This window comes from Streptomyces fructofermentans (assembly GCF_014651055.1).
Taxonomy (GTDB): Bacteria; Actinomycetota; Actinomycetes; order Streptomycetales; family Streptomycetaceae; genus Streptomyces; species Streptomyces fructofermentans.
In genome coordinates this window covers 20,402-40,765 of the sequence record NZ_BMWD01000039.1, presented here as the reverse complement: position 1 = coordinate 40,765, position 20,364 = coordinate 20,402, and the positions used below count along the sequence as shown (strand labels likewise).

Annotated in this window: 15 protein-coding genes; 7 read left to right on the top strand and 8 right to left on the bottom strand. The window is 74.2% G+C overall.

All coding sequences use genetic code 11. The features are described 5' to 3' along the window. Positions 1-385 precede the first annotated feature (385 nt). The 8 genes from IE265_RS34550 to IE265_RS34515 form a co-directional block, all read right to left on the bottom strand. A complete protein-coding gene (locus IE265_RS34550; protein ID WP_229916871.1) occupies positions 386-1,456 on the bottom strand; it encodes a methyltransferase in 1,071 nt (356 codons plus the stop codon). A gap of 59 nt (positions 1,457-1,515) precedes the next feature. Then, entirely contained in the window at positions 1,516-3,099 is a 1,584-nt protein-coding gene (locus IE265_RS34545; protein WP_190039722.1) for a class I adenylate-forming enzyme family protein, read from the bottom strand. A gap of 376 nt (positions 3,100-3,475) precedes the next feature. Beyond that, positions 3,476-4,633: a DegT/DnrJ/EryC1/StrS family aminotransferase gene (locus IE265_RS34540; protein ID WP_229916869.1), complete on the bottom strand. Its 1,158-nt coding sequence runs from the start codon at positions 4,631-4,633 to the stop codon at positions 3,476-3,478. Between the two features lie 5 nt (positions 4,634-4,638). Next, a complete protein-coding gene (locus tag IE265_RS34535) occupies positions 4,639-5,196 on the bottom strand; it encodes a cupin domain-containing protein (RefSeq protein ID WP_190039721.1) in 558 nt (185 codons plus the stop codon). Next, positions 5,193-6,269, bottom strand: a complete 1,077-nt coding sequence (locus IE265_RS34530; RefSeq protein WP_190039720.1) for a type III polyketide synthase — start codon at positions 6,267-6,269, stop codon at positions 5,193-5,195. The genes IE265_RS34535 and IE265_RS34530 overlap by 4 nt, the downstream gene beginning before the upstream one ends. A 1,197-nt stretch (positions 6,270-7,466) precedes the next feature. Beyond that, entirely contained in the window at positions 7,467-7,826 is a 360-nt protein-coding gene (locus IE265_RS34525; protein WP_190039719.1) for a DUF3099 domain-containing protein, read from the bottom strand. Positions 7,827-8,106: 280 nt separating this feature from the next. After that, entirely contained in the window at positions 8,107-9,858 is a 1,752-nt protein-coding gene (qcrB, locus tag IE265_RS34520; protein WP_190039718.1) for a cytochrome bc1 complex cytochrome b subunit, read from the bottom strand. A gap of 661 nt (positions 9,859-10,519) precedes the next feature. Beyond that, complete coding sequence (locus IE265_RS34515; protein ID WP_190039717.1) at positions 10,520-12,055, bottom strand: FAD-dependent oxidoreductase; 1,536 nt, start codon at positions 12,053-12,055, stop codon at positions 10,520-10,522. Positions 12,056-13,198: 1,143 nt separating this feature from the next. On the opposite strand from IE265_RS34515, the gene IE265_RS34510 reads away from it, so the two are divergent. The 7 genes from IE265_RS34510 to IE265_RS34475 all read left to right on the top strand — a co-directional run bounded on the left by IE265_RS34510 (position 13,199) and on the right by IE265_RS34475 (position 20,361). Further along, a complete protein-coding gene (locus tag IE265_RS34510) occupies positions 13,199-13,828 on the top strand; it encodes a hypothetical protein (protein ID WP_190039716.1) in 630 nt (209 codons plus the stop codon). Continuing rightward, positions 13,825-14,010: a MerR family transcriptional regulator gene (locus IE265_RS34505; RefSeq protein WP_190039734.1), complete on the top strand. Its 186-nt coding sequence runs from the start codon at positions 13,825-13,827 to the stop codon at positions 14,008-14,010. The genes IE265_RS34510 and IE265_RS34505 overlap by 4 nt, the downstream gene beginning before the upstream one ends. A 638-nt stretch (positions 14,011-14,648) precedes the next feature. Next, positions 14,649-15,653: a mevalonate kinase gene (gene mvk, locus IE265_RS34500; protein WP_229916867.1), complete on the top strand. Its 1,005-nt coding sequence runs from the start codon at positions 14,649-14,651 to the stop codon at positions 15,651-15,653. Further along, entirely contained in the window at positions 15,643-16,692 is a 1,050-nt protein-coding gene (mvaD, locus tag IE265_RS34495; protein ID WP_190039714.1) for a diphosphomevalonate decarboxylase, read from the top strand. Before mvk ends, mvaD begins: the two co-directional genes overlap by 11 nt. Beyond that, positions 16,692-18,134 carry a phosphomevalonate kinase gene (locus IE265_RS34485; RefSeq protein WP_268255901.1) on the top strand — a complete coding sequence of 481 codons (1,443 nt, stop codon included), beginning with the start codon at positions 16,692-16,694 and terminating at the stop codon, positions 18,132-18,134. Before mvaD ends, IE265_RS34485 begins: the two co-directional genes overlap by 1 nt. Then, positions 18,131-19,303, top strand: a complete 1,173-nt coding sequence (gene fni / locus IE265_RS34480) for a type 2 isopentenyl-diphosphate Delta-isomerase (RefSeq protein WP_190039713.1) — start codon at positions 18,131-18,133, stop codon at positions 19,301-19,303. Before IE265_RS34485 ends, fni begins: the two co-directional genes overlap by 4 nt. After that, positions 19,300-20,361 (top strand): hydroxymethylglutaryl-coenzyme A reductase family protein, encoded by a 1,062-nt coding sequence (locus IE265_RS34475; RefSeq protein WP_190039712.1) that lies wholly within the window; start codon positions 19,300-19,302, stop codon positions 20,359-20,361. Before fni ends, IE265_RS34475 begins: the two co-directional genes overlap by 4 nt. The last annotated feature ends 3 nt before the right edge of the window (positions 20,362-20,364 follow it).

Below are 20,364 nucleotides of genomic sequence, written 5' to 3'. Positions count from 1 at the left end.
CCGGGGTGTGCGGTGGTGCGAGGGCTCTCGCCGCGGGTGGGACACCGCGGGCTCGCGGCAGGCGCGGGCGCGGGGCGCGGGTGGGGTGCGGGCGGGTTCCCGGTGGGCCGTGCCCGGCGCCGGGCACGCGGATGCATGCGGTCGCGGCCCGGCGGGCGGGCGGCGTCCGGACACGCGGATGCATGACGGGCGCGGCCCGGCGGGCGCGGTACTGCGGGCGCGCGGTACTGCGCTCTCGCGGTACTGGCGGGCGCGGCGGCGGCTCGCGGCCGCTCCGGGGTGGCCTTGCGGCGCGGGGCGGCATGTCCTGGGCGGTGGGCGGGAGTTGCCCCTCCGCCCAGGACGTGCCGTGCCGCGCCGCAAGGCGGGGCGGGGCGGGGGTGGTTCAGGCGATCTTCGTGGCGCTGAGGATGGCCTGGACGGGGATGACGTCCGGGGGGATCTCGGCGGCGTTCTTGGTGACGGCCTTGGTGACCTTGAAGCCGCTCTGCTCCAGCCAGCTGGTGTAGACGGACAGCTTCTGCGGGCCGCCCTGGCCCATGGCGGCGCCGAGGAAGAACGCGGGGAAGAAGTCGACGTTGTAGTTGTCGGTGTCCTTGATGTCCTCCGGGTAGACCGGCACCAGGATGTGGACCTGTCCCCCGGGCTCCAGCGCGGCGTTGACGCCGGAGAGGATCTTCAGGACCTCGTCCTTGTCGAACATGTCGAGGAAGTGCTTGATCAGGACGACGTCGAAGCCGCCCGGGATCTCGTCGAAGACGTTGCCGCCGATGAACGACAGGTGCTCCTGCAGGCCCTGGGCGCGGAAGTTCTCCAGCGCCTCGCTCTCCTTGTCGGGCAGGTCGAAGGTGGTCACCCGCAGGCCGGGGGACGTCTTGTGGCGGTAGGTGTGGATCGCGCCGAGGCCGGTGTTGCCCGCGAGGTCCAGGACCTGGGCGCCGGCGGGGATGTCGACGTTGGCGAAGAACCAGGGGTCGATGTTGGCGGTGACGGTGTTCATCAGGGTCAGCCAGGAGTCGTTGAGGTCCTGGTGGTCGGCGACGGCGTCGTACAGGGTGCCCTCGGCGCCGTAGAGCTCCTTGAGGCCGACGAGGGTTCCGGTGCGGGCGCTGTCGGTGAGGTAGAACAGCTGCCGCAGCGCGGTGACCTTGATGAGGTTCATGTAGGCCAGGGCGCGCTTGAGGTCGCTCTCGGCGACGTCGGCGAGGGCGTCGAGGCGGTAGCCGCCGCTGTCCTCGTCGTGGGCGACGAAGCCTTCCTTGACGAGGAGGAACAGCAGTTGCTCCACGGCGTCGGGCTTGGCGGAGACGGCCGTGCCGAGTTCGGCGGCGTTCAGGCCGGGGCGGGCGCGCAGCGTGTCGACGATGCCGAGTTCGAAGCAGGAGAGCAGGGTCATGAACCGCGAGGGTCCCACCATGTATTCGCGGAGTCGGGCGAGCGTGGCTTGCGATGACAAGGCCTTGGCCCCTTTCGGGTCGGTCGAATCCACCGGCTGGGCGGTGGGCTGCGGGCGGGTCACACCTGTTCCTGCGGTGTCTCGAAGCGGCGGGCCAGTGCCAGGCGCTGCACCTTGAGCGTGGCGGTGCGCGGCAGTTCGGCCTGCGGGATCTGGACGGGGTCGGCGAGCTGGGGGAATTCGGCGACGGCGGCCCGCCAGCGGTCGGTGTCCAGCGGCTTGTCGTCGACGGTGCAGATCACCGGGACGGGCAGCGCGTCGGGGCCGGGGACGACGACGAGTTCGCTCAGCTCGCTCAGCCGGCCCAGTACGACGTCCTCGATCTCCAGGGAGCTGCGCACTCCGGGGATCATGTCGACCTCCCGGTCGAGCATGTGCAGGCAGCCGAACCGGGTGCGGTAGCCGACGTCGCCGGTGCGCCACCAGTCGCCGTTGCGGTTGGTGTCGTAGCGGTCCTGCTCGGCGAAGTAGGTCTTCGCCAGGCCGTCCCAGGCGACTTCGATGAAGCCGGGGGTGAGTTCGGAGGGGGTCTTGCCGCCGCGGGGCACGACGCGGACCTTGGCGGCGCCGCCGGGCATGGCCCAGCCGACGCAGCGGCCGTTGGCCTTGTGGGCGGAGTTGCGGAAGTAGGCGCGGCCCACGGCGGGGCCGACCTCGCTCTGTCCGTAGATCTGGAAGAAGAGGGCGCCGCGGCGGTGGGAGGACTTGAGGAGGCGGCTCATGGTCCGGGGGTGGATCGCGTCGAAGGTGCTGCTGAAGACCTTGACGGACCCGAAGGGCATGCGCGGGTCGTCGGCGAGTTCCTCCCACTCCATCAGGGAGTTGGGCAGTGCCTCGACGAACACCGGCCGGTGCTCGATGAACTGCTGGGCCACCTCGGCGGGCTCGGACCTGCTGAGCAGCAGGACGGGCAGTTCCTTGAGCAGGGCCAGGGACATCGCCGCGACCATCCGGGAGTGCACGAAGGGGATGTGGATCGCGACGGTGTCCTTGCGGCGCATCAGGGCCAGCAGCCGCCACTGCGGCACCAGGCGTACGGCCTGGGTGCGGGGGGTGTGCACGACGAGCTTGGGCAGGCCGGTGGTGCCCGAGGTGTGGGTGATGACGGCGGGTGCGTCGATGGGCCGCACGACCGGCCGCACGCGCGGCGATCCGGCGAGCGGGGCGAGGCCGGTGGCGCCCGGCCGGTCCTCGCCGGTGGTCAGGACCCGGCGGGTGAGGTCCGCCAGCGGTACCTCGCCCAGCAGGTCGAGCTTGGACTCGTCGGTGATCAGGCTGGGGTGGTCGAGGCGGTCCAGGAGGGCGGCCACGGTCGTGGCGTCCAGGGCGGGCGAGAGGTTGACCGGGACCGCGCCGATGCGCGACGCGGCGGCGGCGAGCATCCAGATGTCGGCGTTGGCGCTCTTGAAGAGCACGACCCGCTCGTCGGGGCGCACTCCGGCCGCCCACAGCCGGGCCGCCAGGTCGTCCACGTGCTCGGCGTAGCGGGCCACCGTCAGGCGCCGTCCCGCGTCGGGGAAGACGTCCAGGTCGTGGTCGAGGACGATCGGGGTGGACGGGTTCACCGCCGCGGCCATCTCCGGCAGCAGGCCGATGTGGAGGCCGCGTTTGTGGATCGATTTGTAGGCTGTGGAGCCCTTCATGGGACCGTCTCCTTCGGGGGCACGCTGCGGGGTCGCCGCCGCCGGTGCCCGGTGGGGGCGGGGCCGGCGCGGTCGGGGTCGGTCGGCTGCGGGTGCCGGGAACGGGGCGTACGCCGCGCCGGGCGCTGCTTCGCGCGGGGCGGGCGTACGCCAGGGGGCCGGGGCGGGTGCACGGGTGGGGGCTGTGCGGTGCGCCGGTGCGGTGCGGGCACGGGGTGGTGCGACGCGCCGGGCGGCGCGGTGCGGTGCGGCGTGCGGGCGTATGGGGTGTGGGGCCCGGCGTGCGCCGCGGGTGCCTGTGCGGGGCCGTGCGGGCCGGCTCACCCCGGGTCCGGCGCGAGGTGGATGCGTGCCGGGTGTGCGGGTGCAGGGGCGCTCAGGCGGGGCGGGCGTGGGTGCGCAGTGCGGTGCGCAGGACGTCCGCGACCCGTTCGACCTGGTCCGCGCCGAGTTCGGCGTGCATGGGGATGGCGAGGTTGCGGCGGAAGAGGTCGGCCGAGACGGGGCAGGTCTGCCCGCCGGCGAAGACGGGTTGCAGGTGGGTGGCCCAGGTGCCGTGGCCGCAGCCGATGCCCTGGGCGCGCAGGTCGGTGGCGAGGGCCGCGCGGTCCACGCTCTCGTCGAGGGTGACCATGTAGGACTGCCAGGCGTGGGTGCGGTCCTCGGGCACGTGCGGCAGGGTCAGCAGGTCCTCGTCGGCGAGGAGTTCGGCGTAGCGCTGGGCGACGGCGCTGCGCCGCTTGAGGAGTTCGTCGATGCGGCCGATCTGCACCTGGAGGATGGCGGCGGCGATGTCGGACAGTTTGAAGTTGTAGCCGATCTCGGTGAACTCAGGGATCGGCAGGCCGACGATCTGCGCCTGGTCGAAGATGCTGCCGATGCCGAACGAGGAGCGCAGCCGTGCGTCGGCGGCGATCGCCGGGTCGGTGGCGATCAGGGCGCCGCCCTCGCCGCTGCTGGCGCCCTTGCGTCCGTGGAAGGACAGGCAGGCCACCTCGGCCAGGGCGCCCGCCTCCTGGCCGCGGTAGGTGGCGCCGACCGCGCAGGCGGCGTCCTCGACGAGGAACAGGCCGTGGCGGGCGGCGGTCTCCCGCAGGGGTGCGTAGTCGGCGGGCAGGCCGACCGTGTCGACGGCGATGACGCCGACGGTGCGCGGGCCGATGAGGTCGAGGACCGCCTGCGGGTCGACGGTGCCGGTGTCGGCGCGCACGTCGGCGAAGACGGGGGTCGCGCCGACGTAGCGCACCGCGTGGGCGGGGGCGGGGAAGGTGTAGTCGGCGACGATCACCTCGTCGCCGGGTTTGACGCCGAGCGCGAGCATGGCCAGGTGCAGGGCGGCGCCGCAGTTGCTCACCGCGACCGCGCCGCCCGCGTGGTAGCGGGCGGCGAGCAGGCTCTCCAGGGCCTTGCCCCTCGGACCCTGTCCGGCGGGCCAGCCCGAGGCGAACACCTCGGCGACGGCGGCCAGTTCCTGTTCGCCCAGGCTCGCGTGGACCAGGGGGATGGTGGTGTCCGTGGTGTTCATGGTGTTCATCTCCGTCACACTCCGCGCCGTGCTGCCGATGAGGACTCCAGGAGGGCGGGCGGCTCGTAGCGCAGCGGGGTGATCTGGCTGACGTCGTAGCGCGCGCGCATCTCCTCCACCGCCTGCGGGTCGACCTCGCCGCCGGCCGCCCAGATCTCCGCGATCTCCTCGAAGTACCGCTCGTGGTAGGGCGAGGGGAAGCACTGGAAAAGCATGCGGGCCGGGGCGTCGGAGGCGTTCCTGAAGGCGTGCGGGGTGCCCGGGGGGACGAACATGCAGGCGCCCTCGGTGGCGCGCACGGCCCGCTCCCCGGCGGGCGACTGCCAGTCGTGCCAGGACTGCCCGGTGCGCCGGGTCGGTTCGAACGCCAGGACCTGCAGTTCGCCCTCCAGGATGTAGAAGAACTCCTGGGAGTCGCCGTGCACATGGGCGCCGACGTCGAATCCGGGCGGGACGACCACTTCGAAGATGGAGACGGCCGAGCCGTGCTCGCCGGTGGCCTTGAAGGTCACCTCCTGCGCCTTGGTGACGAGTCTGCGGCCCTGGCCGGGCGGCAGGACGAGTCCGCTCATCCGAGGTTCTCCAGTTCGGCGGGCGTGTCGACGCCCCAGCGGCCGAGGGCCATCTCGGCGGTGATGCCGGGGCCGAATCCCGCGATGAGGCCGGTGGCGTCCGGCAGCGGGGTGTCCTCCTCGAACAGCCTGCGCGCGGCGTCCAGGACGACGGCGCTGGCGATGTTGCCGTACTCGGTCAGGGTCGCCCAGCTGTGCCGGAACACCTGCCGGTCGACGTCGAGGAACTTGGCGAGGTCGTCCAGGATCCGCGGGCCGCCGGCGTGCACGATGTAGAAGTCGAGCTTGCCGATGTCCCAGCTGTGGTCCTTGGCGAACTCCCGCAGGACCGGGGCGAGGGGTTCCATGGTCCCGGGCACGCGGCGGTCGAGCTGGAAGTGGAAGCCGGTGTCGCGCACCGAGTAGGAGATCCAGTCCTCGGTGTCGGGGATGAGGTAGGAGGCGTTGCGTTCGAGTTCGATGCCGACGCCGCCGTTGCCGCGCACCACGGCGGCCGCGACCGCGTCGCCGAACAGGCCGTCGGACAGCAGCGATCCGATGTCGTCGGCGTCGGGCTGGTAGCACAGCGAGCACAGCTCGCACGAGACGATCAGGACGTTGCTGCCGGGGTGCGCCAGGCAGAAGTCGTGGGCCCGGTTGACGGCGGCGCCGCCCGCCGCGCACCCCAGCTGCGCGATGGGTATCTGGCGGGTGTCGGAGCGGAATCCGAGCTTGTTGATCAGCCATGCGGTCAGCGAGGGCATCAGGAACCCGGTGCAGGACACGTAGATGATCGCGTCGATGTCACGGGCCGTCACACCGGCGTTCTCCAGGGCCCGTTCGGCGACTTCGGGGACCCGCTTCTTGGACTCGGCCTCGTAGATGCGGTTGCGTTCCGTCAGGCCCGGGTGGAGCAGCGTCTTCTCGATGGGCTGGACGATATGCCGCTTCTGCACCCCCGTGTTCCGGATCAGGCGGAGCGCCAGGGGGAGCTGAGGCTTTCCACCGTGGACACGCTCGGCGAATGCCAGAGTCTCTTCCATCGTGATGACGTGTTCCGGCGCGCTCACCGCGGGCTTGCATAGCCTCGGCATATCTGGGGTCTTCTTTCTCTAGGGTCTGCCTTCTGTACGGGAAGAAGCCGCGCGCGCACCCCCGGGGCCGCCCCGTGCCGGACGGCCGTCCGCGGCCGTTTCGACGGGGTGCGCCCCCGCCCCCGGGCCTGCCGGGACACGGGAGGTCCCCGGGCGCCGCGGGAGGGCCCGGGCGCCGCCGCGGATGGCTCGGCTTCGCGTGCGTGCGGGCAGCACCGGGCGGGCCCGGTCGCGCCGCAACCGCACGGCGGGGCAAGGCCTGGACGAAGGGGTGGTGGGATCCCGTGCGCGCGATGTACCCGAGAACGCCCGGACGGTCTTGCCCCGGCCTGGAGCAGCAGGGCACCGTCACGTGCGACGTCTCGACCGCCTGCGCGAAATGTCATGGCGCGAGGGATGCGAGGAATCCTACCCTGCGGCAACTTTCGGGCAGGGTAGGCGTGTTGAGATAGTGACACGGTTGGCGTCCGCACGCCAAGGGCGCCTCGAAGTGACCTGGGTCACGTGGAATCGGGGCCGTGCGCACCGGGTCCGGCGGGGCCCGGTGCGGGGTGTGGTGCGGGGTGTGGTGTCGGGGGCCGGGGTGTCCGCCGGGTGCACCGCGGTCGCGGGCTCCCCCGCCGACGGGACCCCGCGGGCGGCGGCCCGGGCGGCGCGCCGGACGGCACGCGGACGTCCGGCCGGCGGGCCCGACGCGTGGCGGCGGGCGCCGGTGCGGGGCGGCCTGGATACGGGCGCACCGGGCGGGAGTTGGGGCCGCCGGGCGGCGGACGCGGCCGGGAGGTCCTTGCCGCGGCGGGCGTGCGGCGGGCCGGGCGCGTGCGGGCGGACCTCGCGAGTGCGGGCGGGCACCAGCGGGGTGCAGGTCGGCTCCGATGCGACTGCATCGGGCGGGAGTTGGGGTCGTTCGGCGGACGCGGCCGGGAGGTCCTTGCCGCGGCGGGCGTGCGGCGGGCCGGGCGCGCGGGCAGCAGCCGGGGGCTCGTCGGCCTCGGTGCGGCTGCGGCGGGCGGGTGTTGGGGGCACCGGCGGCGGGCGGGCACGGGACGTCTTCGTGGCGGTGGGGCGTCCGCCGGGCGGGCGTACGCGGCGGGCCGGGACGCGTGCGAGCGGGCGGGCCCGGGAGGGGTGCCGGCCGCGGTGTGCGGTGCGCCGGGGGTGGGGTCGGGGCCGCCGTGGGGGGGGTGACGTGCCGGGTCAGGCGGCGGAGTTGTGTTCGGGCGGCAGGATCAGGGTGGGTTCGAGGACGACGCGGGCGGCGGGCTGCTCGTCGGGCAGCCGTACCAGGGCGTGTCGGGCGCCCCGCTGCTGGCGCCAGCCGGCCTGGGCGACCACCACGGCGACGTACGGGATGACGACGGCGCCGACGAGGGCGCAGGCGCCGAGGACGGGCCAGCGGTTCCAGGTGGCGGCCATCACCACCACGCACGCGGTGCGCACCAGCATGGCGACCAGGTAGCGGCGCTGGCGGCCGCGCACGTCCCGGCTCAGGCCGGTGCGGGCCTGGGTGATGGACTCCGGCCGGGGCGCCGCCCGGCGCCGGGGGATGGTGCTCATCGGGCCTCCGTGGACACGTCGGCGCGGGCGCCGGTCGGCCGGACAGGGAGCGGGCCCCGATGAGCCGGGCGGGGTCCCGCGCGGTGCGCACCCGCACCCGGGGCGCCGCGCGGCGCTGCCGGCGGCGGCTCGGGCCGGTGTCGTGCGGCCGGGCGCGGGTGGCTGCCGCGCGCGGGGCGGGCGGTGCGGTGTCACGGTGGCGGCGGGACGGCGGTGCGGGTGGATGAGCGTCCCTCGGTCACCCGCACCGCCGCCGGTTCGGTGGCGGCGTGCCGCCGGTTCAGCGCACTTCCTGATCCGCTTCCCGCTCCCCCGCCTCCAGTTGCCGGTCGGAGGGGGCGTGCCCGTTGGACGGCGCGTGCCCGTTGGGGGAGGCGTGCCCGTTGGAGGAGGCGTGTGCGCCCGCAGCGTGGGCGGCGTGCTCCAGTGCCTCGGTCAGCTCCCGCGGGGTCGGCTTGGCGATCTGTCCGCCGTACAGCCAGCGGCTGAGCCTGTAGCGCAGGACCTCCTTGCGGCCCTGCGGGTTGGGCACCCCGTCGTGTTCGGGCAGGGGTGCGGGCAGCGGCTTGTAGTCCTGGCGCGCCAGGAGGCTGTACTCCCGTGCGCGGTCGAGGCGTTCGTGGACCTCGACGAACTCGCCGTGCGGCAGCCTGCGGATCCTGCCGGTCTCGCGGCCGTGCAGGAGCTTGTCGCGGTCGCGGCGCTGCAGGCCCAGGCAGATCCGCTTGGTGACGATGTAGGTGAGTGCCGGGACCAGGAAGATCCCGACGCGTACCGACCAGGTGATCGCGTTCAGCGACAGTTGGAAGCGTTCGGCCAGGACGTCGTTGGCGCCGCCGAAGAACAGCACCAGGTACAGGGAGACGAAGGCGACGCCGAACGCGGTGCGTGCGGGGTGGTCGCGCGGTCGGTCCAGGAGGTGGTGTTCGCGTCGGTCGCCGGTGACCCAGGCCTCCAGGAACGGCCACAGGGCGATCACGGCGGCCATCAGGGTGGGCACGATGACGGCGGGGATGAGGATGCCCATGTTGACGGTGTAGCCGCCGGGCAGGACGAACTCCCAGGCCGGCATGGCCCGCAGGGCTCCTTCGAGGAAGCCCATGTACCAGTCGGGTTGGGAGCCCTGGGAGATCTGGTCGGAGCGGAAGGGCCCGTACGTCCATACGGGGTTGATCTGCGCGACGCCGGCCAGCAGGGCGAGGACGCCGGAGACCAGGAAGAAGAAGCCGCCGGCCTTGGCCGTGTAGTTCGGCATCAGGGGCTCGCCGACCACGTTCTGCTCGGTGCGGCCCGGGCCCCTGAACTGGGTGTGCTTGTGGTAGAAGACCAGGATCAGGTGCACGGTGAGCAGGATGAAGATGAGGCCCGGGGTCAGCAGGATGTGCAGCGGGTAGAGCCGGGGCACGATGTCGGTGCCGGGGAACTCGCCGCCGAACAGCAGCATGTGCGCGTACGTGCCGACCAGCGGGATGGCGAGGGTGACGCCCGAGGCGATGCGCAGGCCGGTGCCGGAGAGCAGGTCGTCGGGGAGCGAGTAGCCGAGGAAGCCCTCCAGGGTGACCAGGACCAGCATCACGAAGCCGATCAGCCAGTTCACCTCGCGCGGCTTGCGGAACGAGCCGGTGAGGAAGTGCCGCAGGGTGTGCAGGCACAGCGCGCCGATCATGACGAGGGCGGCCCAGTGGTGCATCTGGCGGATGAACAGGCCGCCGCGGATGTCGAAGCTGATCTCGACGGTGGTCGCGTACGCCTGCGACATCGGGATGCCCTGCAGCGGGACGTGCGAGCCCTCGTAGACGGTCTCGGCCATGCTGGGCTCGAAGAACAGGGTCAGCCAGGTCCCGGTGAGGATGAGGATGACGAAGCTGTAGAGGGCTATCTCGCCGAACATGAACGACCAGTGCTCGGGGAACACCTTGCGGATCAGGAACCGGAAGTTGTAGATCCCGAGCCGTCCGTCGGCCCAGTCGGCGATGGCCTCGCCCCTGGGTGTCTCGGTGCGCGCTCCCGGCGCCTTCTCGGTCGTGCTCATACCCGCGCACCCTCTCCTCGCCGTTCGGCCGTCACGGGCACACCCGATCCGGCCCGTCGGTGGTCGGTGGTGGGGGCGCTCCGCCCCGCGAGCGGGCCCATGGCCTGGGACGACGCCGTCGACGCTATCGACGCCCGGTGAGGGCGGACAACCGCCCTTGAGCCGTAGCTCCGTCCCGTCTGGATCGATCCTTGAGCGACTCGCGGGACGAATGTCCCCACATCGGTCTCATTCGCGCGTAACAGTCCTGGTTCCGGGGGCGGGTTGCCGGCGGGTGCCCACCCGCTGTCCCTCAACTCGGCGTGGGCGGCGGCCGGTTGCTCCACTCGTGTCATGACGGAAGCGTAGGACCGAACGGGGTTCGATTCGAGGCCGCGTACACGGTCGTGTGGCGGCTCCCGCAGGAGCCCCGGGGAACTCCCGGCGGGCGGGCGGTCGGCGCGCGGAGGGTGTGCGGCCGGCTCGCGGAGGCCGCCCGCAGGGCGTGTTGCCGCCACGGGGCCGCGACGGGGCCGGCACGGGCCGGCGGCCCGGGAGCCGAGCCGTGCGGACGGGGTCCGAGGGGTGGGCCGCGGTCGGCCGGTGACGGACGGCCGGCGGGCGGCGGCGGGTCGGGGGGCCGCCGGCGGGCGGTGGGGCGAGGGGGCCGTCCGGCGGGTTCCTAGGGGCGGTGGCGGTCTCCGGCGGGGGCCGCGGTCGGGTGGTGCGGGGGCGGGCCGGTGTGCCGTGTCCGGGCGGCGCCGGGCGCGGTGGCGGTGGCGGGCGGGTCCGGGGCGAGCCGGCGGCGGTAGGGCGCGGTCGGGCCGTGCGTGGTGCTGGGCGGTCCGGCGGGGGCGGTGGCGCGCGGGCCGGTCAGGGCGGCCCGCAGGGCGCCGGGGCGCAGGGCCGCGGCGCGCGGGGTGAGCGCCTGGTCGCGTTCGAGCAGCCAGGTCGCGGCGGCGCGGTCGGTGGTCGCGGCGGCCGCGACGCGGGCCGTGTAGCGGCCGGCGAGCCGGGTGCGCAGTCCGGGCCGGGGGTCGCGGGCGGCACGCCGGCGGGGGCCGGCCTGCCAGGCGGGGGCCAGTTGGTGGGCCAGGGCCCGGCGCAGCCGGTAGCCGAGGCCGACGGTGGTGCCGTGGCCGGCCAGCAGCCGGTCCAGGACCAGGGCGCACTCGACGGCGAAGGTCAGGCCCTGGCCGTGGGCGGGGTCGAGGTCGGCGAGGGCGTCGCCGACGACGACGAACTGGTCGGGCCAGCGGCGCAGCCTCTCGTAGTGGCGGCGGCGGTTGCCGGTGCGGTCGCAGCCGTAGACGGGGCCCAAAGCGGTGGCGGCCTCGATGACGTCGTGCAGCAGCGGGTGGCGCAGGTCGGCGGCGGCCTGCAGGAACTGCGCGTGGTCGGTGGGGCGTTGCTCCGGGTCGGCGGTGCGCAGGGTCACCGACCAGCGGCCGCCCTCGACGGGGTGGAGCAGGCCGCGTGCCCGTCCGCCCGGATCGGGCATGAGCAGCAGGGCCTTCCAGTCGGCGACATGGCCGACGGGCGGGGCGAACACGGCGGTGGCGAAGGAGTCGCGGGGGCCCGCCACGGTCTCCGCGGGCATGTCGTAGCCGAGTTCGGCCAGCCACTGGGGGGCGCGTGAGCCGCGTCCGGTGGCGTCGACGACGAACTCGGCGGGGATCAGGCGGCGCTCGCTCCAGCCGCCGGGGGCGCCGCGGTCGCGTGCGCGTACCTGGACGCCGGTGACGGTGTCGTGGCGGCCGGGTTCCAGCGCGAGCGCCTCGTGCCCGGGCAGGAAGGCCACCTTGGGGTCGGCGCGCAGCCGCTCGCGCAGGGCGGAGTCGATCAGGTCGCGGCCCGCGCTCAGCAGGGACAGGCCCGAGTCGAAGCGGGGCAGCCAGCCGCCGGGGCCGAGCACCAGCATGTCCTGGGGCATCCGCACGCGGACCGCTCCGGCGCCGGCCAAGTCCCCTGCCACACCGGGGAAGAGCTGTTCCAGTCCGTGCTGGGCGGCGGCCGTGAGGCTGTGCGTGTGGCGTGCCTGGGGCACGCCGGGGCGGCGGCCGGGCCCGCGGGGCACCCAGTCGCGCTCGATCACGGTGACCCGGTCCATGAAGTGGGCCAGGGCCCGTGCCGCGGTGAGCCCGGCGAAACCGGAGCCGATCACCACGGCGTGGCCGTGTCCGCCGTCCGTGCCGACAACACCTGCGTCCAGACTCAACTCGGCTGTCCTTCCCGTGTGTTGTCTCTGCATCATGCGCGGCCGGGCCGTTCGGGCCCAGATGTCCGGCCGGCCGGCGGCGCAGTCTTGAGCGGCTGTCGAGGAGGCCTTGAGCGCCATCGGTGCGGTCCGGGGCCGCCTGCGGAGCGGCCCACTGCCGTCGGCGCGGGTCCGCCGCGGCGGCACGGCGGCACGGCGGCACGGCGGCACTATGGCGCATGTCGCCGACTCGGTGGCCCGGGCGGGGACTTCACCCTCGGACGGCGGGGCGGCGGGCGGTCCGGCCCGCGGTGTTCCGCCGGGTGCGCACTCCCGGGCCCGGCGCCGACGGCTCGGGGTCGCCTACCGCGTGGGGACCGGCCGAGTACCGTACGTCGGCCTCCGGCCGCGACGTGACGGGGCACGGGGCGGGGCGCGGCGCAGGGCGGGGTGCGGTGCGGTGCGGTGCGGTGCGGGGTGCCGGGCGCAGGCCGGCCCCGGTACGCATCGCGCAGCGCCGGCTTCCCGCTCCGCCGGGCGCGTGGCGCGGGCGCAGGCCCCCCGCTTGCTCCGGTGCAGGTCGCGCTGGCGCGGGCCCCTGCCCCTGGTGCGCACGATGCCGGGCGTCAGCCGCCGCTCCCCCGGCGCGGGTGGCGCGGGCGCAGGCCACCGCTCGCCCCGGTGCGCGTGGCGCCGGGCGCAGCCCGCTCCCCCGGCGCGGGTGGCGCGGCTCAGGCTCCCCCGGCTCCCCCGGTACAGGTGGGCGTCGGCTGCCGCTCCCCCGGTGCGGCCGGGCGCGGCGACCGTGGCGCGTTCCGTGCCCGGGTGCCGTGGTGTTCCGGTGGCCCTGCGCGGGCCGTCGGTGGGGGCCTGTCGGCGGTGCTCGAAGTCGGGTGGAAATCGGCTCGAGAAAGTGCGTTCCGGCGCCCCCCGAACGATCCTGCACCAGGACTCGACCGCTGCTCAGTACGTTCGAACAGGACTACGGATACGGGGCTTTCGCGCCCTGTTCCGGAGCAGGGCGCGGAAAGGGAACGCCCGCGTTGCAGAAGTGTTTTCGGCTTTGACCGGGCCGCTATGTGAATGAACTGCCGCAACCGGCCCGCGAATTCGCGCGGGGCACCGGCGGTTGCGGAGGGCGAGCCGCCTCATGAAGGAGATCCGATGAAGGTTCACCCATGCCCCAGGAGCCATGCGCAGGAAATCCGTGCCGCCACCGGGTACGTGTTGTGCGCCCCCTGCATCAGGCAGGTGGAGCGCAACCTGCGCACGCTCCCCGTCCTCCACCAGGAGTCCCTGCACCATGTGTCGCCGACACCGCGGCGGACCAATCCCACCAAGGTCTCGGGCAGTCGCACGCGGGACTACCTGGACATCTCCGTGCTCGACGCCCGCCACAACATCCTCGCCATCCTCGAGTCCTGGTCCGCCACCGTCGTGGAGAAGCTCGGGACCGCCGCCCCGCACCACTCCGTGCCGGACCTGGCGCGCTTCCTCACGCTGCACCTGGAGTGGCTCACCTCCCGTTCCTCCGCCCTCGACTTCGCCGACGAGATCGAGGGCCTGGTCGTGGAATTGCGGCAGACCATCGATCCCGAACCCGGCCAACTCCACAAACTCATCAGGAAATGCGTCGTGGACGACTGCGCGGGGACGATCAGCGCCGCGCCGAAATCCGACCGGAACGCGACGGGAAGCAGCATCGGCTGCTCCTCGGGGCATTCCTGGGACGTACGCGAGTGGCTCGCTCTGAGGCAACTCCTGGAACGGCAGCGAAAGGGTGTCAGCGCGTGATCAAACCACCACGCCACCGGCTCGTCCCCACCAATGTGGCGGCACTGGCCGTGGGAGTTTCCGAGGCGACGATCCGCAAGTGGGTGAGCCGCGGGAAGATAACCCGCTACGGCGCGCCGCACCGGCGTTCGGAGTTCGACATCGAGGAACTCACCAGGATCGCCCTGCAGCGCCGGCCCTGAGGCCGACGGGGCGTCAGGAAGCAGTGGGGGCAACCGGCTTCACGGCCGGTTGCCCCCTTTTCGCATGCCCGCCGGCGGGTGCCGGGGCGGGGCCGTCGGGTCCGGTCCGCGGCGCCGGCACCCCACCCCGAAGGGACGTGACCAACGTCACTTCGGGGCCTCTTGGCGGGGCCCCTGACCCCGTGTCACTGTGTTCGCACATTTACCCTGCCCAAAAGCAGCTCCGGGGCAGTGGATCGCGGGTCGTACCCGTCCGCACCGTTCGGACCGGGTCCCCGCCGTGAAGTGCCCCTACCCGTGAAGTGCCCGTTGTCCGGCGCGGTGTTGTCCGCCGAAGCGGGCACCCCCGTACTCCCGGCCGGGACATGTACGTCGTCTCCGGCCCCTGCCGCAGCCGCGCCGCAGCCGGTGCCGTGCCGGTGCCGTGCTGCCGGTGCCGGCCGGTGTCGGTCTCCCGGGCCAGGGCGCCGTTGCCGCCGTTGTGCCTACGAATCCCAGGACGCGCCCGGGTGCCGTACCCCGTGCGCCGAATCCGTGCGCCCCGCCCCCTGGAGTCCGTCGCCGGACTCCAGGGGGCGGGGCGTTCCCACTGACGTTGCGATCTCCGTGCACAAATGACAAAAGGGGAGCTGAGTGCGTTGACTCTTCCGACCTCGGTCGAGGGGGTACCAGGAAGCCGCCGGGCCCGCTCGGTGGGCATCGGCCGCGCCCATGCCAAGGCCATCCTGCTGGGCGAGCACGCGGTCGTCTACGGAGCCCCGGCGCTCGCTCTCCCGGTTCCGCAGCTGACGGTCACGGCGAGCGCGGGGTGGTCCTCGCGCGGCGGTGAACGCGGCGGCCTGTCCTCCACGATGACCGGTGCGCCCTCGCGGGCGGTGCTGGCGCAGGTCTCCGACAGCCTGCGCCGGCTGACGTCGGCGGTGGAGCGGCGGCTGGGGGTGGGTGAGCGGCCGCACCTGAACGTGGTCCTCGACAGCACGATCCCGCCCGGCCGCGGGCTGGGCTCCAGCGCGGCGACCTCGCGGGCCGTGGTGCTGGCCCTGGCCGACCTGTTCGGCCGCGAGCTGGGCGAGGACACGGCGTTCGAGCTGGTGCAGACGGCCGAGAACCTGGCGCACGGCCGGGCCAGCGGCGTCGACGCCATGGCGGTGGGCGCCTCGCGGCCGCTGCTGTTCCAGGCCGGTGCGAGCCGGGAGCTCGCGGTCGGCGTCGACGGCCTGTGCATCCTCGCGGACAGCGGCACCGCGGGCAGCACCCGCGAGGCGGTCGAGCTGCTGCACGAGTCGTTCCGGCGCCGCGCGGGCGCGCAGGAGGTGTTCGTGCACCGTGCCGCGCAGCTGACCGAGGCGGCCCGCCGGGCCCTGACCGAGGGCGACGCGCCCGAGCTGGGCTCCCTGCTGACGCACTACCACCACCTGATGTCCGCGGCCGATCTGAGCACCGAGCGGATCGACGCGCTGGTCGAGGCCGCGCTGCGGGCCGGCAGCCTCGGAGCGAAGATCACCGGCGGAGGGCTGGGCGGCTGCGTGCTCGCGCTGACCCAGCCGCAGCAGGCCGGTGAGGTCATCCGGCGGCTGCACGAGGCCGGTGCCGTACAGACCTGGGCCATACCGCTGAAGGGGCTCGACACCGATGCGTACTGAACACCCCCTGGACGCGGCGCGGCCGGCGCGGGCCGCCACCGCGGGCACCGCCACCGCCGTCGCCCACCCGAACATCGCGCTGGTCAAGTACTGGGGCAAGCGCGACGAGCGGCTGGTCCTGCCCCGCACGGACAGCCTGTCCATGACGCTGGACGTGTTCCCCACCACCACCCGGGTGCGGCTCGACCCCGGGGCCGGGCAGGACACGGTGATCCTGGACGGGGCGCCCGCCAAGGGCGAGGCGCAGCGGCGGGTCACCGCCTTCCTCGACCTGGTGCGGGAGCGGGCGGGGATGTCGCTGCGGGCCGTCGTGGACAGCCGCAACACGGTTCCCACCGGGGCCGGTCTGGCGTCCTCGGCCAGCGGGTTCGCGGCGCTGGCCGTCGCCGCGGCCGCCGCGTACGGGCTGCGGCTGGACCCGGCCGGGCTGTCCCGGCTGGCCCGGCGCGGGTCGGGCTCGGCGTCGCGGTCGGTGTTCGGCCGCTTCGCGGTGTGGCACGCCGGTGACGCCGACGCCACGCCCCGGGACGCCGATCTGGGCTCGTACGCCGAGCCGGTGCCCGCGGACCTCGATCCGGCGCTGGTCATCGCCGTGGTCCACGCCGGGCCCAAGTCCGTGTCCAGCCGTGCGGCGATGCGGCACACGGTGGCCACCTCGCCGCTGTACGCGGCGTGGGCGGCCGCCGCCGGGGACGATCTGGCCGGGATGCGGGCGGCGTTGGCGCGCGGCGACCTGGACGCGGTGGGGCGGATCGCGGAGCACAACGCGCTGGGGATGCACGCCACCATGCTCGCGGCGCGTCCCGCGGTGCGGTACCTGTCGCCGGCCAGCGTCACCGTGCTCGACCGGGTGCTGGAGCTGCGCCAGGACAAGGTCGCCGCCTACGCGACCATGGACGCCGGGCCGAACGTGAAGGTGCTGTGCTCGCGCGCCGACGCCGAGCGGGTGGCCGACGCCGTCCGCGAGGCGGCGCCCGGGAGCCGGGTCGTGGTCGCCGGACCGGGCCCCGGGGCGCGGCTGCTGCACGGGGGCGGCTGATGGCGGCCGGGCGCACGGTGGTGCGGCGGGCGCCGGGCAAGCTGTTCGTCGCGGGCGAGTACGCGGTGGTGGAGGCCGGGAACCCGGCGGTGCTGGTGGCCGTCGACCGGCAGGTCACCGTGACCGTGTCCGACCCCCACCCCCACCCCGGCCCCGACCCCGACCTCGACACCGATTCCCGGGCCGGCCCCGACACCGACACCGGCACCGGCACCGGCACCGGCATCCGGCCGCGCCCCGACTTCGGGGACGGGCCCGGTTCCGGTGGCAGGTCCGGTTCCGGTGGCGGGTCCGGCGCCGGGGCCCGGCCGCTGGGCCGGCCCGAGGCCGTCTCCGGTGCCGCCTCCCTGCCCGGTGCCGTGTCCGGCGCGGGTGTGCCCGGCCCGGGGCCCGTACCGCGGCCCCGCCCGGAGGCCGAACCCGAACCCGGCCCGCGGGCCGGCGCCGAGGCCGGTGCGGGGGCCTGGGGGCCGGGGGTGGTGATCTCCTCCGACCTGGGCCCGCAGCGGGTGCGCTGGCACTGGCGCGACGGCCGGCTCGTCGAGTACGGCCCCGGCGGCGCGGAAGGCGCGCGCGGCCGGCTGGCCCATGTCGTGTCCGCGGTCGAGGTGGTGGGCGCCCTGCTGGCCGAACGCGGCCGGCCGGTGCCCGCGATGGACGTCCGGGTCGGCAGCCGGCTGCACGAGGACGGCCGCAAGTACGGGCTGGGCTCCAGCGGCGCGGTGACCGTCGCCGCCGTCGCGGCGGTGGCCGCCCGGTGCGCGCTGGACCTGGCGCCCGAGGACCACTACCGGCTGGCCATGCTGGCCACCGCCCGCATCGACGCCCGGGCCTCCGGCGGCGACCTGGCCGCCAGTACCTGGGGCGGCTGGATCCTCTACCGGGCGCCCGACCGGGAGCACGTCCTGGACCTGGCCCGGCGCCGGGGCGTGGGGGCGATGCTCGCCGCGCCCTGGCCGGGCTTCGCGGTGCGCCGGCTGAGGCCGCCCGCGGGTGTGGCGCTGGAGGTGGGCTGGACCGGCGAGCCGGCCTCCACCGCCTCCCTGGTGTCCTCACTGGACCGCGGGACCTGGCAGGGCAGCGCCGCGCACCGCGGGTTCGTGCGGCGCACCGGCGCGTTGGTGGCGGCCGTCGCCGAGGCCCTGGACGCCGGGGACGGACCGGGCCTGCTGGAGCAGATCCGCCGGGCCCGGCAGGAGTTGGCGCGCCTGGACGAGGAGGCGGGCCTGGGCATCTTCACGCCCGGGCTGACGGCCCTGTGCGACGCCGCCGAGGCCTTCGGCGGTGCGGCCAAGCCCTCGGGGGCCGGCGGCGGCGACTGCGGTATCGCGCTGCTGGACGCCCGGGCGTCGCGGGAGATCTCACACATACGGCAACGGTGGGCCACGGCCGGGGTGCTGCCCCTGCCGATCCGTCCCGCCCTGGAAGGGATCGAGGAATGAGCGCTCAACGCAAGGACGACCACGTCCGGCTCGCCATCGAGCAGCAGCATGTACCCCTGGGGGGCAACCAGTTCGACGAGGTGTCGTTCGTCCACCACGCGCTGGCCGGCATCGACCGGCCCGAGGTGTCGCCGGCCGTGTCCGTCGCCGACGGCATCGCCTGGCCGGTGCCGATCTACATCAACGCGATGACCGGCGGCAGCGTCAAGACCGGTGCCATCAACCGGGACCTGGCCACCGCCGCCCGGGAGACGGGGGTGCCGATCGCGTCGGGTTCGATGCACGCCTACTTCAAGGACCCCTCGTGCGCGGACACCTTCCGGGTGCTGCGCCGGGAGAACCCGCGCGGGTTCGTCATGGCGAACGTCAACGCGACGGCGTCGGTCGCCGACGCGCGGCGCGCCATCGACCTGCTGGAGGCCGACGCGCTGCAGATCCACCTGAACACGGCGCAGGAGACGGTCATGCCGGAGGGCGACCGCTCGTTCTCCTCCTGGGCCCCGCGGATCGAGGAGATCGCGGCGGCCGTCGAGGTCCCGGTGATCGTCAAGGAGGTCGGCAACGGGCTGAGCCGGCAGACCGTGCTGGCGCTGGCGGACCTGGGGGTGCGGGCGGCCGACGTCGGCGGCCGGGGCGGCACCGACTTCGCGCGCATCGAGAACGGCCGGCGCGAGGCGGGCGAGTACGCCTTCATGCACGGCTGGGGGCAGTCCACCGCCGCCTGTCTGCTGGACGCGCAGGACGCCGGGCTGCCGGTGCTCGCCTCCGGCGGGGTGCGCGACCCGCTGGACGTGGCCCGGGCGCTGGCACTGGGCGCCGGCGCGGTCGGATCGTCCGGGGGGTTCCTGCGCACCCTCCTGGACGGCGGGGTGCCCGCGCTGATCGGGCAGATCACCGCGTGGCTGGACCAGTTGGCGGCGCTGCAGACGATGCTCGGCGCCCGCACCCCGGCCGACCTGGCGCGCTGCGACCTGCTGATCAGCGGCTCGCTGCGCGACTTCTGCGCCGACCGGGGCATCCCCACCTGGCAGCTCGCCCGACGCTCCAGCAGCACCGGCAGCACCGGCTCCGGCAAGGGAAGCGGCACCGGGGCGGGGCCGGGGTCGGGGTCGGGGTCCATCGAGGCCGAGGCCGAGGCCCTCCACGAGATGACAGGACGCACACGATGAGCGACACGCACGCGGTGGCCGGGGTCCCGATGAGGTGGGTGGGACCCCTTCGCATTTCCGGGAACGTGGCCGACACCGAGACCCAGGTGCCGCTGGCCACCTACGAAACACCGCTGTGGCCGTCGGTGGGCCGCGGCGCGAAGGTGTCCCTGCTGGCCGAGCGGGGCATCGTCGCCACCCTCGTCGACGAGCGGATGACGCGCTCGGTGCTCGTCGAGGCGCGGGACGCGCAGACCGCGTACGCCGCCGCCCAGAGCATCCGGGCGCGCATGGAGGAACTGCGCGAGGTGGTGCGCGGCTGCAGCCGGTTCGCCGAACTGATCGGCGTCCGGCACGAGATCACCGCCAACCTGCTGTTCATCCGGTTCGAGTTCTCCACCGGCGACGCCTCCGGCCACAACATGGCCACCCTCGCCTCGGACGCGCTGCTGCGGCACCTGCTGCAGACCGTGGAGGGCATCTCCTACGGGTCGATCTCCGGGAACTACTGCACCGACAAGAAGGCGAGCGCCGTCAACGGGATCCTGGGACGCGGCAAGAACGTGGTCACCGAACTGCTGGTGCCGCGCCAGGTGGTGGCCGACGTGCTGCACACCTCGGCCGCCCGGATCGTCGAGCTGAACATCCGCAAGAACCTGCTGGGGACCCTGCTGGCCGGCGGCATCCGCTCGGCCAACGCCCACTACGCGAACATGCTCCTCGGCTTCTACCTGGCCACCGGCCAGGACGCGGCGAACATCGTCGAGGGCTCGCAGGGCGTGACCATGGCCGAGGACCGCGACGGCGACCTCTACTTCTCCTGCACGCTGCCGAACCTGATCGTCGGCACGGTCGGCAACGGCAAGGGTCTCGGATTCGTGGAGACGAACCTGGCCCGGCTCGGCTGCCGCGCCGAACGCGCACCCGGCGAGAACGCCCGCCGGCTCGCCGTCATCGCGGCGGCCACCGTGCTGTGCGGGGAGCTGTCCCTGCTCGCGGCCCAGACCAACCCCGGTGAACTCATGCGCGCACACGTCCAGTTGGAACGCGACAACACGACAGTAGAGGTTGGTGTCTGACGG

Bases quoted from the DNA above. Each gene is read 5' to 3' on its own strand.
- mvaD (WP_190039714.1), top strand. From the start codon at position 15,643: ATGCGTACTGAACACCCCCTGGACGCGGCGCGGCCGGCGCGGGCCGCC.
- IE265_RS34475 (WP_190039712.1), top strand. From the start codon at position 19,300: ATGAGCGACACGCACGCGGTGGCCGGGGTCCCGATGAGGTGGGTGGGA.
- IE265_RS34530 (WP_190039720.1), bottom strand. From the start codon at position 6,269: ATGCCGAGGCTATGCAAGCCCGCGGTGAGCGCGCCGGAACACGTCATC.
- qcrB (WP_190039718.1), bottom strand. From the start codon at position 9,858: ATGAGCACGACCGAGAAGGCGCCGGGAGCGCGCACCGAGACACCCAGG.
- IE265_RS34545 (WP_190039722.1), bottom strand. From the start codon at position 3,099: ATGAAGGGCTCCACAGCCTACAAATCGATCCACAAACGCGGCCTCCAC.
- IE265_RS34510 (WP_190039716.1), top strand. From the start codon at position 13,199: ATGAAGGTTCACCCATGCCCCAGGAGCCATGCGCAGGAAATCCGTGCC.
- IE265_RS34535 (WP_190039721.1), bottom strand. From the start codon at position 5,196: ATGAGCGGACTCGTCCTGCCGCCCGGCCAGGGCCGCAGACTCGTCACC.
- IE265_RS34525 (WP_190039719.1), bottom strand. From the start codon at position 7,826: ATGAGCACCATCCCCCGGCGCCGGGCGGCGCCCCGGCCGGAGTCCATC.
- fni (WP_190039713.1), top strand. From the start codon at position 18,131: ATGAGCGCTCAACGCAAGGACGACCACGTCCGGCTCGCCATCGAGCAG.
- IE265_RS34540 (WP_229916869.1), bottom strand. From the start codon at position 4,633: ATGAACACCATGAACACCACGGACACCACCATCCCCCTGGTCCACGCG.
- IE265_RS34485 (WP_268255901.1), top strand. From the start codon at position 16,692: ATGGCGGCCGGGCGCACGGTGGTGCGGCGGGCGCCGGGCAAGCTGTTC.